The organism is uncultured Xanthomarina sp. (assembly GCF_963971605.1).
GTDB classification, from domain to species: domain Bacteria; phylum Bacteroidota; class Bacteroidia; order Flavobacteriales; family Flavobacteriaceae; genus Xanthomarina; species Xanthomarina gelatinilytica.
Genome location: NZ_CAXATZ010000020.1, coordinates 31,510 through 46,435 on the forward strand (window position 1 = coordinate 31,510; position 14,926 = coordinate 46,435).

Sequence of the window (14,926 nt, forward strand, 5' to 3'; positions counted from 1 at the left end):
AGGTTTTAAGCAATGTGTTTTTTATAATATTTGTAAAGTTCTTCGGGAGAAGCGCCAAACCATTTTTTAACATAAATGGCCCAAAAATGATATTGAAGTTTCCAAATGCCATGGGTTTGATAACGTCTGGCAGAGGTTTTTAGTTTTTTGTTAATGACTTTAAACTGCTTGCGTTTGTAGAGCTGGTTAATTAGGATGTTGTCTTCGTAAATGATATAGCGTTCATTATATCCTCCAATTTCCTGAAACAATTTCTTGGTGATAAACTGACTTTGGTCGCCACCTCTACAGGCTCTCCAGTGAAATTGGGTAAGCCAACTTGCCAAGCGCAGCCACCAATGTTTGTGGTTGAATTGCATTCTAAAACAACCAGCCAGATGGTCGTTTTTGACTTCATTTATAATGTATTGATCGAAGTTTTTGGGAGGAAAGGAATCGGCATGCAAAAAGTAAAGGATGTTGCCTTGCGCTGTTTTTGCTCCTAGGTTCATTTGCTTGGCCCTTCCTTTAGGGGACTTTAAAAGTTTTATGTTTGTTTTTGATGCACTAGAGCCGATAAAGGTTTTAATTTGTTCCTGGGAGTTATCTGTACTGCCTCCATCAACTATTATTAGTTCTGCAATATTTTCTTCCTTGGAGTTGCACATGAGGTGCTGGAGCAGGTTTTGGATATTTTCTGCTTCGTTTAAAATTGGGATGATGATGGAGATTTTATTCATTTAAGTCCCAATTGTAATCCAAGTAACTTTTTTTTGCATTTTGAGAGATTTCAATGGAAGCATACAGGTTTAAAAAATCGATTAGACTGCCATTGGTTGTAAAATCTTCAGAAAACCATTTAAATATTTTAGAGATTTGGATGTTGTTTGCAGCTAGATTGTTTTTGGTTTCATCCGAAAGAAATTCTTCAGTCGCAAGCGTTAATTGTAGATCTAATTTTGAAGGAGTATAGGCTTCATTCAATAACTTAGGACAGGATTTTGAAGCGCAAACTATGGCAAAATGGATTCTGGGTTCTTTCATCTTTCTTAAGATATCATGCTCTATTTGGTTTAAAGACATGAGTTGTTTACCAATTGGTATGAATTCTTGATCCCAAGGATTTTTGAGGTCTTTGATGCTATTTATTGGGTAATTATCAATAATTAATTTGATGGTAAACGCATTATACGCATTGATCCAATAAGCTAAACGTTCTTCCTGGGACCAAGATTTGTTGGGTTGGGTTTTTGTAAACCCTTCCAAACTGGCCTGCAATAATTGAGGGTCTGTTTTTATGGCTTGGTAATTCACCTCACCAAAACTATTGACATGTTTTTGAAGCAGCTTGTTATAGGCATGATAGTTTAGGTTTTGGGCTTTTGTGGGAAGTGATACAGCCAATACAGCCAATAAAACAATCAATATGTAGGCTTTAGTCTTCATTTTTAGGTTTAAATTTTAATGGATATAGTTCCTGGTTTACAAAATCTTTAGGAAAGGTTTCGTCCCCAGAAAAGCCCAATTCAATATCCCGACCATCTTCAGGAACGTAATTGGTTTTAAAAAGGTAATCCCAAATGCTAAGTGTTAGTCCGTAATTTACCCCAAACCTTGCATGTTTGGGAAGCTTTTTGGCATGATGCCAAATATGCATTTTTGGGTTGTTGAAAATGTATTTCAATTTGCCATAGTCCCAACCAAGGTTGGCATGGTTTAAATGGCCTATGGTAATGTTAAAGAAGTGTACCAAGGCAACATCTTGAGCCTCAAAACCACCAATTATGGCCAATGGAATGTATAAAATGGATTTGTAAACCACAGGTTCCATCCAATGATAGCGTAAGTGAGCAGCAAAGCCCATTTCTTTAACGGAATGGTGCACTTTGTGGAAATTCCAGAGAAAAGGCACACGATGTAACAATCTGTGTGTGTTCCATTGCACAAAATCGGCCACTATAAAAAAGATGAAAAGTCCCGAGGGTTTAGGTAGCTTATTCACTTCAAACAATTGAAAGCTGGAAAGCGATAGTCCTACAAGTCCTAGGATATCATTAAAAATTTCGGCTACTGTATTGGATAGGGCAATAAAGACAATCAAGTTCAACAAGAAGAAATTAAAGAACATGTAAAAGGTGTCCAGCCAAAAATCCTTTCTAAAAAGCGCTTGGTTTTTTCTCCACGGAAACAAGATTTCCAGTATCCAAACAGCTAAGGAGATGATGATGAGACCATAGAAATAATTATCCCAATAACTGAAAGACGTTATCTCTTTTATGAGATAATTCCAATAGCCAGTATAGGCGTTTTTTATTATTTCCAGGTATTTTTCCATGACATCTGTTTTAAAGCCTGCAAGGTTTTTTGAAGCCTTGCAGGAGATAATTTGATTACAATTTAGAGTGTCTTTATCAATTCCTTAAACAAGGTAATCATTTGGGGTTCGGCTTTGCCGGCCATTTCAATAATCTCACTGATGTTTACAGGTTTTAGGTTGTCTGGATCGCATTCATCAGTTAAGACAGAAACGGCAGCAGCTTTTAAATTTAAATGATTGGCCACTATAATTTCTGGAACCGTACTCATGCCAACGGCATCAGCCCCTATAATTTTCAGCATTCTGTATTCGGCCCTTGTTTCCAGTTGTGGACCAGCCACACTGGCATACACCCCTTCGTGCAAGGTGATGTTTTGTGATTTGGCAATGTGTTTAAAGGTATTGTTTAAAGCTTTGTTGTAAGGTTCGCTCATGTCTGTAAAGCGTTCCCCTAAAAGTTCCACTCCTTTAAAGGCCAAGGGAGAACTGCCTTGGAGGTTGATATGGTCGTCCAGAAGCATGAGTTCCCCTTTTTTAAAGTTTTTATTGATGGCACCAGAAGCATTGGATACCAAAAGTGTTTTAATGCCCAATTTTTCCATAACGCGAACGGGATAGGTAACATCCTGTAAGGAGTAGCCCTCATAGATATGAAAACGACCTTGCATGACTACCACTTTTTTCCCTTCCAAGTTTCCATAAATCAATTTTCCTTTGTGAAACTCCACAGTTGCAGTGGGAAAATTAGGAATGTGGTTGTAGCTAACTTCGGCGAGGACCTCGATATCGTTAATCAATTTTTCCAATCCTGTGCCAAGAATAATGCCTATTTCTGGATTTAAAAAGCCTTTTTCTTCTAAATATTCGGCTGTTTCCATTATGTATTTAATCATGAGTCACTAATTTTTTAAGTATTTTATTGTTATTAACATCTTCAAAGGTATCTATATCGTTTAATTCTTCTAAAAGAAAGAGGTTTTGGTTTTGTAAATTTTTTATGGTTTCCTTTAAAACGGTAGCTGTGCCCCAGGTTTTGTTTTTAAAAATATCAGGAAGTAGTTGTTTCATTCCCAATAAATAATAGCCACCATCTTGAGCAGGACCAATTACTGCATCGTGTGTGTCCAATTTAATAAAAGCATCTGAAATATGCTTGGTGTTCAAGTCTAAAATATCGCTGCCAACAATCATGATTTTTTCATAGCCCGTATTAAAAAGTTCGGTAAAGGCATTTTGCATTCTTAGGCCCAAATCTGCGCCTTCTTGCAGTTTTTTTCTGAAGATGGTATCGTCCCAAATATCATTTTCAAGAATGTTTTCAGAATAGAAAACAAACTTATCTGCCGAAACAGGTGCTGTTATGATTGCTGTATGCTGTAGTAGGTATTTATAAATGGTTAAAGCGGCTTCGTCCCCAATGCTTTTAGCCAAACGGGTTTTGCATTTTCCCAATTCCGGGTTTCTGGTAAAGATGATTAGGGCTTTTTTGGAAGTAGGGAAATGAAAACTGAAAGCCAATTCCTTGTTGTTATTGGTGTCTTTGGTATTTAAAATGCCCATGATTTGTTAATTAAAAACTTTATTCCCTTTTTTAAGCCATTTGCTCCATTCAGGAGAAAAAGCATGGATGTTATTGGTTTTATTGCCTTTGCTGTCATACACATCAAACCCATTGTTAACCCATTCAAATATACCTCCATATAAATTGTAGACATTGGTATAGCCAGCTTTTAATAAGCGATTGGAAATTGTTTCGGAACGGATCCCTAAGGAGCAATAGACTACAATAGGCTGTTGTTTGTTGTTGATTAATAAGGCTGTTTGCTCTAAATTGAAGGTGTTGTAACCAACAAAAACAGCATTTTTGATATGACTTACTTGGTATTCTTGAAACTCACGAGCATCCAAAATCAAGGCTTGGGTATTAGGCATTGCCAACTCTTCCACAGAGATATATGGGATTTTCGAGGTATGGTGTTTTTTGAGTAAGCCATCCAAGCTTTCCTGAGCAAATCCAGTGTATGCAGCTACAAAGAATAAGCATATGATTGAGAGATTATGTTTCATGGTTAGGTGACTTGTGCTTAGGTTGTGTTTTATGTTTTATGAGCATGAGATTTTTGATTTCTAAGGAATTAGGTTTCCTTGACAGCTGCTGCCAGCGCCAGCAGTGCAACCATAGCAATGTTGTGAGGTGATAATGTTTCTGTTTTGCAATGTTTCTTCGTTGTATTCACTAATATGTTTTAGGTTGCTGTTTACAGGGAGTTCCAGCATTTGGTTAAAATCGCAATCGTATAAAAACCCATCCCAACCCACAGAAATGGTATTGGTACACATGAGGTTTTTAACGGTTTCTGGATTGTAGGCCTCTACAAGCGCGTACATGTAGTCTTCGTAATTTTCAGAGGCAATGAGGTAATCCAAAAACCTACTGATGGGTAAATTTGTAATGGTAAAAAGGTTATGAAACTGGATGCCAAAATCTTCCAGCAGTGCTTTTTTAAACTCTTTTTCCAAAGCCACCTGATTTCCCGGTAAAAAAGCACCAGAAGGGTTATACACCAGATCCAGTTTTAGGTGGCTGTTTGGCATGCCATAACCTATGGCATTGAGTTCCTGAAGTGCTTTAATGGACTTATCGAAAACACCAGAACCACGTTGTTTATCGGTTTTGCCTTTGGTCCAATGAGGCATGGAGGACACCACATGAATGTTGTGTTTTTTAAAAAAACCCGGGAGGCTGTAATATTTTTTATTCGCCCTTAATATGGTTAGGTTGGAGCGCACAATAACATCCTTTATGCCAATTTTGGTTGCTTCTTCCACAAACCATTTAAAATGGGGATTCATTTCTGGGGCACCACCAGTAAGGTCCAGGGTGTGAGCTTGCGTGTTTTTTATCACCTTTAAGCATTGTAACATGGTGTCTTTTGTCATAATTTCCTTTCGGTCTGGACCAGCATCTACATGGCAATGTTCACAAACCTGATTACACATGTAGCCCAAGTTAATTTGAAGGACTTCCAGTTTTTTTGGTTGTAACGGAAACTGATTGGTTTCAGCAATTTTACTGTTGAAAGTTGCCAGTTCGCCATTTTTAAATATGCCATTGGATAGAAACTCTAATTGTTTGTTGCTATTTGCTAATTCACTTTGACGTTTATGTAGGGAATCGATCATTTTATGATTTTAAATTGCGGTCTTGACCGCGTTTGTCCAGAGCTTAAAGGTCTAATTTATTCACTTTATTCATCATTTGTACGCCATGAACCAAAGAAGCGCCACCACGAATAGCAGCAGCCACATGTAGGGCTTCCATCATTTCTTCTTTAGTGATGCCGCGTTGCAGGCCATCTCCTGTATAGGCATCAATGCAATAAGGACATTGTATGGTGTGAGCCACAGCTAAAGCAATGAGTGATTTTTCCCTTTCAGAAAGCGTTCCTTCTTTAAAAACGGCATTGTAATAATCGAAGAACTTAGAACCGAGTTCTTCATTCCAATCGGATATTTTGCCAAATTTTTTAAGGTCTGCTGGGTCGTAATAGGTTTTTTGCATGGTTTTTTTGTTTTGAACATGAATGTACCCATTTAAGTCGGAGTTGCTTATTAAAGTTTACTTAAAATTGGCGAAAAATTACAAACAACCCCTAGAATAAGTGTCTAAATCGTTCCCTTTTGATTGGGTGCCTTAAGGGGATGTTATAAAAAAAAGCAAAGAAGGGCTAAGGTGTACCGTAAGTTTTTAAAGCTCTTCTTTGGACCATTGAGCCCTTTTGGTTAGGTCGCTATCATTAGGTAAATAAGAAAGCCCCTTAGAGTAAATGTCGTAAGCAGGTTGATACTGGTCTTTGTAGTAATAGTAATTCCCTGCTTTAACATACAGTTCTGATAGCAACATTTTGCTCACTTCGTTCAAGACCTCATTATGGTCCAGGACCTCTTCTAATTTTTGTAGGTATTTATGGCCTACTTCAATGTCTTTGTTTTTGAAACTGTTCAATGAAATACTTCCGTATAAATGAGATAGAGCAATATAATAGCGTTTGTTTTCCTTTAAGAAAGGATACGTCTTGCAGTTTTCTTCAAACTCTTTTAATGCCTCTATATTAAATGCAGATAGGGCTACTTTTTTAAAACAAACATATTCAATGATTTTCTGGGCCATTTTACTGTTTGGGTTTAGCTCTAAAATGTAGTTGCTGTATTTTAAGGCTTCATCTAAATTTTCGTCCGTTCCAGCTTGTTTGGCCAGGTATTCATATAGAAATTCCAATGCTGTGTTTCTAACTTTTTCATTCTGGATGGTTTTAAACTTTTCGATGGCGGCTTCTATAAACTCCTTGTCGTTATCGTCGTGCTCAATTATTTTATATAAGCTGGATTCGACATTTCCCAGAGAATAATCGTCAGGGTAGTTGGCAATGGCAATTAATTCTAACAGGTACTCAATATCCTCAAGGGTGTTGAACTCCAAATGATTGACCCTATCAAACATGATGCTCTTGACTATGGGTTTGATTAGAGGAGAAGAAAAAAACACTTTGGCTTTGTTTAAACTGTTTATGGCTTTATCATCTTCTTCGGTATCTAGATAGCTCAAACCTTGGTTGTAATACTGCATGCCTATTAAGGCGCTTTTATCAATAAATTCATTTCCATAATAAAAATCCTCATAAAACTTCATGAAGCCTCCTTTGGCGACCACTTCTTCTTCAGTGATTAATTTATAGCTTATCAGCTCATCAATTATCTTTTTTACTTCATCTTCTTTAGGGATTATAAATCCGTATTCTCCTGGAACCGTTGTTTCCAAATAGATTTTATAGGTTTTTGGGTATGCAATTAAAAACACGTGAGAGGGTGTTTCCTTTACATGGTATGGGATGTTTAATTCATCGAATACGTAAGCGTACAAGGCTGATGCCGTTACACAGTTGTATGTGCCGTCTTCAAAGAGGTTGTTGAAATAAGCGTTTAGATTGTATTTTTTAAAAAAAGTGTCATGAAGTCTATCGTAAATTAATTTAACTCTTTTTTGTTCTTTTTTTTCTTTGCTTTCTCTTTCTGGAAATGTTTTTATCAATGATGTTACCATTTCTTGGTATGTTAAAATGGTGCTGTTGCTTGCAAGCGAATCAATTGCAAACATGCTTTCAAAGAAATTATATTGGATAGAGTCTTTTTTATAGGCTTCAAAAATTCCTTCTTCAAATGAAGAGGAATAAGATTGTCCGTAGGTAGAGGCAATACAGAGGCAAGTAATAAAAATTAGGGGTTTGATACGTTTAATCATAAGTGGAGCTGTAAGGAATCTAAAACAACCCAATATAAAAATTTATATACATATAAACAGCTATGTTTTACCTTTTTTATTGAGCCTGAAATAAAAAACACCTTGAAAACAAATAAAATAAGTCTTCCAGTGAGGTCTGTATCAAATAACAGGTTCACTTGAAAATTTAATCCGTAAGGTCAAAAATTTATTCTTTGTATATGGTTAATGACACTTGCGTTTGGGGCACAAGCCAAACAGGAGTGCTAAAAAGGGTTGCAAACATCCGTCTGTTATTAATTGTGGAGCAATTACCAGAAGTCTATTTGTTGAATGTTTCGGGAAACCAAGTGTTGCTTCAAGATGTTTTAAAGGAAAATCTTATACGAGTCTATTAGGTATGTAGCACGACATAAGCACGGCATAAGCACGACATAAGCACGACATAAATATAATGGAAATATTTAGTATCTTTATGGTAGTTAGGGGGTTAAGGGGAGTGGGGTGTTGAGTACTGAGTATTAAGTATTAAGTATTAAGTATTAAGTATTGAGTATTAAGAGGGGTTAGGGTTTTGATTTTGCTTCCCTGTCTGTTCAAGTAGGATTTTTGACAGTTATTTAAAAGGTAAAGAGATCGAATTATTCATTTAAAAAAACAGAAATTATGGCAAAGTACAAGAGTTTATTTACCATTATTGGTACAATTTGGGGCATTAACTTTTATGAGTTATTAGGTAAGCCTGTAAGCCGCAAAGCTGGCGGTGGATTTACCAGGGAGGCTATTAAAACCAAAGCGAGTATGGTACGGGTTAGGGAGAACAATAGTGAATTTGGACATTGTTCCCGATTGAATAAGGTTTTTAGACAGGCCTTAAGACCGTTTTACGTTCAACATAAGTTTCCTTTATTTCACAGTAGGTTGATGACTTTATTTACGGGTTTGAAGGCTTTGGATCCTGTGAATGGGCGTGGAAATCGTTTGGTTTATAGAGGACTTGAATTTGAAGAGGGCAAGCGAAAACTGGTCCATTTTAATTATACACCAGATTGTAAACCAGAAACCGTATTGCCTTTTGATTTTGAGATGGATTGGGACACTTACACATTGGCCATTCCGAAGTTTCAAATGAAACAAGTTTCTTTTATTTCGGGAGCTACCCATATTGCCTTACAGTTTGGGGTTTTGGATTTTAATTTTAAGACTTTGGATTATAAATTGCATTTGGCGGACAGTTTGGTATTGGCCAAAGATTTTGCAGGAGATTCCTTAAGTTTTGCTGTTGCCGAAACACCTGCTGGTCTGGGATTGGAACTGGGAGTTATAGGCATCCGTTATTATCAAGACATAGATGGGGAGCTGTATTTGTTGAAAGCGAAGGAAGGGGTTGGAATTTCGGTTTTGTCTGTTAAGGATTAGGGAATTGTTTGTCTGTTCTATGGGTTGCTTATTTTAGTAGAAAAAAAAATAATTTTGCTCAGTTTTGCTTGTCAATATTGAGCAATGGGTTTATTTTTTCAATAAGTTTTTGGGCATAGCCACTTGCATCACTCATTTTTGAGGCACCCGTTATTCCATCCAATTCCTTCATTTTCAGGTTTCCATAAAAAGAGGTGCTAAAGCTGACTATGTTTCCCAGGCAGTTATGATGCTTGTGTACAAATCCTTCCACTTCAGGAGGAGGTTTCCAGGTGTACCATGAGTGGAATATTACTATGGCGTGATACTCTTTGGGTTCTATTTGAGATAAGGCACTTAGGGGAATAATTTTAATGTTTACGGGTTTAGAGCTGTAATGTTTTGTTAATACGCTAACTACGGAATCTTTGAAATGGCTTCCTTCATTTGCAATTAAGAGTTGGTACTTGTTGTCCAGATTGGTTTTTTTGTGGCTGTAATTGCAGGGGTTGTAAGCCCACAGCATATAAAGCAACAGGGCCAACAAACCGAAGGCCGAAATTAGGGTCACTTTTTTTACAACAGACATAAGCAAGGTTTTTCATACCCAAACAGATTTTTTTACAAATGCATAAAGCCTTAATGGGATGGTGCCATAAAGGTAGGCGAAGACTTTATCAATTAAAATGATGAATGTCACCTATGGGATGTTTGTTTTAGAAGAAAGAGGCTTATGGATTTGAATGTTAAGTCTTTTTAGTCATTCATTTTGCTTGACATTTTTGGCAATTGAATTTTTTAGTAAGGAAGACCTTACTTTTGGTAAGGTTTTAAAACAGACCTAATTATACCCTAGGAATGATATCGTCATTAATAGCGTTCCCGCGAGGTGACAAGTATAATTAAATTTAGGAAGTTCATTTGATGCTAGATCTAGATTATTGGTGAAAATTATGGAAACCCGTATCCCTTTATTCGGTAAATGTTATATTTTTAAACTTTAGTATAAAATAATAGACATTTAGAATCAATGGCCAATAGCAAGCACGCCCATTTGAGATATAATATTTTGGACTATTGCTTTCGCAATAAATCGTATGGTTTTGATGAGTTGTTAAGAACTCTTAATGAAGGTATTTCGGAATTATATCCTGGAGAAGAAATTTCAGAAAGAACCTTACGTGACGATATTAAAGTTTTTAGAGATAAAAAAGAAGGCTTTGGTGCACCACTACCAGAAGGAATAAGGGAGTATAAATACTCTGATGCTCATTTTACTATTGCAAAACGACCTTTACAAAAATACGAACAATACCTAATTGAAGCTGCACAACAGTTATTGTCACGTTTTGAAAATCAACCCAAATATGATAAACTAGCAGAAGCCTTAATAAAGTTTCAAGATGCAGAGGAGCAAGAACACGATGCATCAAGGATTTTGTTTTATGATCATAACGAAGAATACAAGGGTATAAATCATCTTAAGCCGTTGTATCTAGCTATCAAGAAAAAGGAAGTTTTACAGGTAATTTACAAAGGTTTTAAAGATAAGGAATCATCCATTTTTGAATTTCACCCACATGTTTTAAAACAATATAATAGACGATGGTTTGTCTTTGGGTATAATAAAACTAAAGATGTTAAAGCATGGAGTATTCCATTAGATGAAAGGCTCATTGGTTTTAAAACCCTTGAAGACGTCAATTATTTAGATTCAGACAACGATTGGGAACTGTTTTTCAGAACCATGGTTGGTGTGACTAGAATAAACGAAAATGTAGAGCGCGTTGTTGTGCGTTTCCATAATGGAAGGGAAAACTATTTTAAAACAAAACCATTTCAACCAGATTACGAAGAGTTTTTTGAAGCAGAAAAACAAGACCAAGTTTGGTTTGAAACCATAATAAATAAAGAATTAGTACAACAGTTGTTGTCTTACGGAAAAGATGTAGAGGTGTTAGAGCCAGAGTCATTAAAAGCCCAAATGAGAGAACATTCAAATACAATGCAACAGTTTTATGAAGCGTAACTGTGCAGTTATTTTGCATATATTAAGTTTAGTTTTGTGCTATAACTTATAAAAATGAAAACCATGAAACCTATTAGAGAACACCTTGCCAACTTTAATTTAGCCGGTTTTAGCTATTATGAAGGCGCTACATGTTTTAAGCAACTTGAGATTGGGACCCAAGTTGATGTGGTTCTGGAGGAGGACAACAAATACGACCCTCGCGCCATTGCCGTTTATTTTAAAGATTATAAACTCGGTTTTGTACCAAGACAAGAGAATCGCATCCTTTATAAACTGCTAAAAGTGGGTTTAAAAACCCATATTGAAATGCGCATCCAGAAAATAGACCCAACCGATCACCCAGAATCTCAAATCCATATTGTGGCCCATTTAATTGCCACCAGCCAAAAATAGTTTAGCTATGAGCACCAATACCAACGTAAAATGCCCTAACTGTCAAGAAGTTTTTAAAGTAGACGATTCTATATATACTGATATTGTTAAGCAAGTTCGGGATCAGCAGTTTCAAGATGAAATTAACAACCGATTAGAAATTGCAGAAAAGCAAAAGGCAGATGCGCTACAATTAAAAGAATCTCAATTACTCAATGACTTTCAGCAGAAGTTGGCTGAAAAACAGCGCGAAATAGATTCGCTTCGCGAGAAAAGTAAAACAGAACTTATTCAAGAAGTAGCTAAAAAAGACAATGCCATAAAAGATTTAGAATCGAAACTACAACAAGCAGAAACTCAAAAACAATTGGAGCTCCAGCAAGCTGTAAATGCTTTGGAAAAGGAAAAAGATCAACTTGAAAATAGTCTTAAGGCAAAAGATACGGAAAAGGCCTTGTTAGAAAAATCATTACGCGACGATTTTAGGAGAGAGCTAGATACTAAGGACCAGGTCATAAAGTATCGTGATGAAGAAATTGAACGATTAAAAGACTACAAGCAAAAACTCTCTACCAAAATGGTTGGTGAAACTTTGGAGCAACATTGCGAAATAGAGTTTAATAAAATTAGACCAACAGCATTTCCAAATGCTTTTTTTGAAAAGGATAATGATGCTACCGGAGGAACCAAAGGCGATTTTATTTTTAAGGATATGGATGCTAATGGTAATGAGATAGTATCCATTATGTTTGAGATGAAAAACGAGAACGACCAAACGGCTACCAAAAAGAAGAATGAAGACTTTTTTGCCAAGTTAGATAAAGATCGAAAAGAAAAAGGTTGTGAATATGCTGTTCTGGTATCTTTGTTAGAAGCTGATAATGATTTGTACAATACCGGCATTGTAGATGTTTCTTATAAATATGAAAAAATGTATGTCATTCGTCCACAGTTTTTTGTTCCTATGATTACCTTATTAAGAAATGCAGGTATGAAATCTTTAGAATACAAGCAAGAGCTAAGTATTATGAGAAATCAGAATATCGATATTACAAACTTTGAGGATAAAATAGAGGAGTTTAAAACCGGTTTTGCCCGTAATTATGACTTAGCTAGTCGTAAATTTATGACCGCTATTAGTGAAATAGATAAAACCATTTCTCACCTTGAAAAGACTAAAGCCGCCTTATTATCTTCTGAAAACAACTTACGTTTAGCTAATAACAAAGCAGAGGATTTAACTATAAAGAAGCTAACTTATAATAACCCAACCATGAAACAAAAATTTGACGATTTAAAGTAGTTTAATTAACAATTTTTATTAGCATTTTATGAAATACGAATCAGTTGATGAAGTAGCACAATGGCAATGGAATATTATTGAATTGTTCGATGGTAAAAGTCCAATAGAAGATAATGTTTTGGTAGTACTCTTTTTAAATACTTTAAAGTATAAAAACATTGCGTTTAAAATTAAGAAGGATCAATTTTTGGTATTAGATCAAGATTTTCCTCAATTAGACTTCCTAAAGTTTTGTGAGCTTCAAATCAATGCTATTTTGAGGTTATGGAATATTTATGATTCTAAAGGGATCCTGAAATTGTTGGATAAAAAATATGATGCTGATAAGGTTTTGATAGAAGAGAATTTCGGGGAATTGTTTGAAATATTGTTAAATAAAACTCATCTATCTCGTGGAAGACGTTCTGGAGAGGATACATTGCCGAATGAAATCAGTGAGCTTGCTGCTAAATTAGTTGATTTGGATAATAACTCTAAAGTATATAACCCTTTTGCTGGGTATGCTTCATTTGGTGTGCATTTAAAAAATAATGTTAGCTATTTGGGGCAGGAACTATTACCAAACAATGTTATTATTGGAGGTTTGCGTTTGATGGCTCATGACAAAAGTACTGAACAGTTTCACGTTGAGATGGAGGACTCTATTAGTAATTGGAATTCAAATGGTGATACCTTTGATTTAATAATAGCAAATCCACCTTTCGGTTATAAACTCTCTAAAAACAATTATGATGTTCGTTATGCAGTGACTGCTGAAGACTTTGTTGTTGATCGAGGTGTCGAAGCATTAAAACCAGATGGAAAGTTGATTGCCATTGTTTCCGGGAACTTTTTAAGTTCTAATACTAACAAAAGCACACGAAAGAGGCTTGTGGAAAACAATCTTTTGAGTACAGTCATTATGTTTCCTGATAATTTACTCACGAATACATCTATACCCTTTGCTATTTTAATTCTCGATAAAAACAAGCAAGATAAAAACGTTAAGATGGTTGATGCTAGGTCTTATGTGAAAATTAGTGATAGTAATTGGCTCAATAGACTTCGATTAGATTCGAAGAAACTGTTGTCGGAGGTTGAGGAAACAGAGTTATCGGATAAAATCACCTTGGTTTCCAATGCTGATGTAAAAAAGCAGGATTACAACTTTACTGTTAGACGGTACTTCTCGTTAGATTTTGAAGGTGTTGCTTTAAGTGAGTTATTGACTCCTATTAAAAGCAATATTCAACATGTTAATAAAAAGGAGTCCTTTAATGATAAAGTGAAATACATTGGAGTTAAACAGTTAAAAGAAGACCCCTTAAATTATTTTTTAAATGCAGATCAGCTGTCTTTGACTAAGCACCCTAACCAAATGAGACTGATTAATGAGCCTTGTTTGTTGTTGGTAAATAGGAATAATCAATTGAAACCTACTTACGTAAATACAACAAAAACCGGTTTTTTTATTTCTCTTTTTGTATCTGCTTTTAGGGTAGATTTTAAAAAGGTAGATTTGGATTATTTGATTAATCAGCTCCACGCCGATTATGTTAAAAAGCAATTATCAGGTCTTTATTCGAGTCTTTATATATTGTCAAAGAAAGACATGTTGACCATTAAGATAAAGCTTCCAGACTTGGAAACCCAGCGATCTGAAGTAAAAGGGTTTAAGGAAGCTTATTCCCAAGAGCAAAAACGAGAATTAGATTTGTTTAATAAGATTCATGGTTTAGAAAGTGAGCTTGTTAATCAAAATGCGTTTTTAAGACACACACTAGCTGGTCCAGTAAGTAATATTTTAGATACAATGCAAAACTTAAATGCAATTATAAAAGAAAAGGTTGCATTAGATATACCAGATGTGCTTGATTTTAAGCGAAGTGATAAGCATATATATAATCTTGGAGATTATTTGACATTTCTTGAAGATGACATCCATAAAGTACATCAAACTATATCAAAACGTATTGATGCCGGAGCTGTGATTCAAGAAAAAGATTTGACTCCTTTTGATGTTGTTAGATTTTGTCAACAATATGTTCAGCGCATTATATCTAAAGCTGATACCGAATTTGAATTTGATCTCCAAATAGATGAGTCATCGCTAATGGATAAAAATGGAAAGCTTATTTATCCAAAGATACTGGCAAACAGGGACTTATTTAAGGATTTGTTAGATAATCTCTTGGATAATGCCAAGAAGTATGGATTTCAAAATAATGACCAGGATAAAATTGAATTTTTTATCTCAATGATTCATTA

At 35.5% G+C, this 14,926-nt stretch carries 15 protein-coding genes; 5 read left to right on the forward strand and 10 right to left on the reverse strand.

Annotation, left to right across the window (positions count from 1 at the left end; all coding sequences use genetic code 11):
* Positions 1 to 5: 5 nt before the first annotated feature.
* From AACY93_RS08890 to AACY93_RS08930, 9 genes are all read right to left on the reverse strand, one after another.
* Positions 6 to 719, reverse strand: a complete 714-nt coding sequence (locus AACY93_RS08890; protein ID WP_286853765.1) for a TIGR04283 family arsenosugar biosynthesis glycosyltransferase — start codon at positions 717 to 719, stop codon at positions 6 to 8.
* Complete coding sequence (locus tag AACY93_RS08895; RefSeq protein WP_286853763.1) at positions 712 to 1,425, reverse strand: DUF547 domain-containing protein; 714 nt, start codon at positions 1,423 to 1,425, stop codon at positions 712 to 714. The genes AACY93_RS08890 and AACY93_RS08895 overlap by 8 nt, the downstream gene beginning before the upstream one ends.
* Positions 1,415 to 2,314: a sterol desaturase family protein gene (locus AACY93_RS08900; protein ID WP_286853761.1), complete on the reverse strand. Its 900-nt coding sequence runs from the start codon at positions 2,312 to 2,314 to the stop codon at positions 1,415 to 1,417. The genes AACY93_RS08895 and AACY93_RS08900 overlap by 11 nt, the downstream gene beginning before the upstream one ends.
* Positions 2,315 to 2,376: 62 nt before the next feature.
* On the reverse strand, positions 2,377 to 3,189 hold the full coding sequence (locus AACY93_RS08905) for a purine-nucleoside phosphorylase (RefSeq protein WP_286853759.1): 813 nt from the start codon (positions 3,187 to 3,189) through the stop codon (positions 2,377 to 2,379).
* Positions 3,182 to 3,856: a TIGR04282 family arsenosugar biosynthesis glycosyltransferase gene (locus AACY93_RS08910; protein ID WP_286853757.1), complete on the reverse strand. Its 675-nt coding sequence runs from the start codon at positions 3,854 to 3,856 to the stop codon at positions 3,182 to 3,184. Before AACY93_RS08910 ends, AACY93_RS08905 begins: the two co-directional genes overlap by 8 nt.
* Before the next feature lie 6 nt (positions 3,857 to 3,862).
* The gene (locus AACY93_RS08915) at positions 3,863 to 4,363 is read right to left on the reverse strand and encodes a rhodanese-like domain-containing protein (protein WP_286853755.1); all 501 of its coding nucleotides are present in this window, start codon (positions 4,361 to 4,363) and stop codon (positions 3,863 to 3,865) included.
* 60 nt (positions 4,364 to 4,423) lie between these two features.
* Positions 4,424 to 5,479, reverse strand: coding sequence for an arsenosugar biosynthesis radical SAM (seleno)protein ArsS (gene arsS / locus AACY93_RS08920; RefSeq protein ID WP_286853753.1), 1,056 nt, complete (start codon positions 5,477 to 5,479; stop codon positions 4,424 to 4,426).
* A 43-nt stretch (positions 5,480 to 5,522) separates the two neighbouring features.
* On the reverse strand, positions 5,523 to 5,858 hold the full coding sequence (locus tag AACY93_RS08925; protein ID WP_286853752.1) for an arsenosugar biosynthesis-associated peroxidase-like protein: 336 nt from the start codon (positions 5,856 to 5,858) through the stop codon (positions 5,523 to 5,525).
* Between the two features lie 186 nt (positions 5,859 to 6,044).
* Positions 6,045 to 7,595 carry a hypothetical protein gene (locus AACY93_RS08930; RefSeq protein ID WP_286853751.1) on the reverse strand — a complete coding sequence of 517 codons (1,551 nt, stop codon included), beginning with the start codon at positions 7,593 to 7,595 and terminating at the stop codon, positions 6,045 to 6,047.
* A gap of 645 nt (positions 7,596 to 8,240) precedes the next feature.
* Between AACY93_RS08930 and AACY93_RS08935 the strand changes: the two genes are divergently transcribed.
* A complete protein-coding gene (locus AACY93_RS08935) occupies positions 8,241 to 8,993 on the forward strand; it encodes a hypothetical protein (RefSeq protein ID WP_286853747.1) in 753 nt (250 codons plus the stop codon).
* A 58-nt stretch (positions 8,994 to 9,051) separates the two neighbouring features.
* Here AACY93_RS08935 and AACY93_RS08940 read toward each other — a convergent pair whose 3' ends face one another.
* Positions 9,052 to 9,561 (reverse strand): hypothetical protein, encoded by a 510-nt coding sequence (locus AACY93_RS08940; RefSeq protein ID WP_286853746.1) that lies wholly within the window; start codon positions 9,559 to 9,561, stop codon positions 9,052 to 9,054.
* Positions 9,562 to 10,041: 480 nt separating this feature from the next.
* Between AACY93_RS08940 and AACY93_RS08945 the strand changes: the two genes are divergently transcribed.
* The 4 genes from AACY93_RS08945 to AACY93_RS08960 form a co-directional block, all read left to right on the forward strand.
* The gene (locus AACY93_RS08945) at positions 10,042 to 11,001 is read left to right on the forward strand and encodes a WYL domain-containing protein (RefSeq protein ID WP_339611746.1); all 960 of its coding nucleotides are present in this window, start codon (positions 10,042 to 10,044) and stop codon (positions 10,999 to 11,001) included.
* A gap of 63 nt (positions 11,002 to 11,064) precedes the next feature.
* Positions 11,065 to 11,397, forward strand: a complete 333-nt coding sequence (locus tag AACY93_RS08950; protein ID WP_286853743.1) for an HIRAN domain-containing protein — start codon at positions 11,065 to 11,067, stop codon at positions 11,395 to 11,397.
* Between the two features lie 7 nt (positions 11,398 to 11,404).
* Positions 11,405 to 12,679, forward strand: a complete 1,275-nt coding sequence (locus AACY93_RS08955; protein ID WP_286853741.1) for a DUF2130 domain-containing protein — start codon at positions 11,405 to 11,407, stop codon at positions 12,677 to 12,679.
* A 28-nt stretch (positions 12,680 to 12,707) separates the two neighbouring features.
* On the forward strand, positions 12,708 to 14,926 hold a 2,219-nt coding region (locus AACY93_RS08960; RefSeq protein ID WP_339611748.1), incomplete at its 3' end, for an N-6 DNA methylase.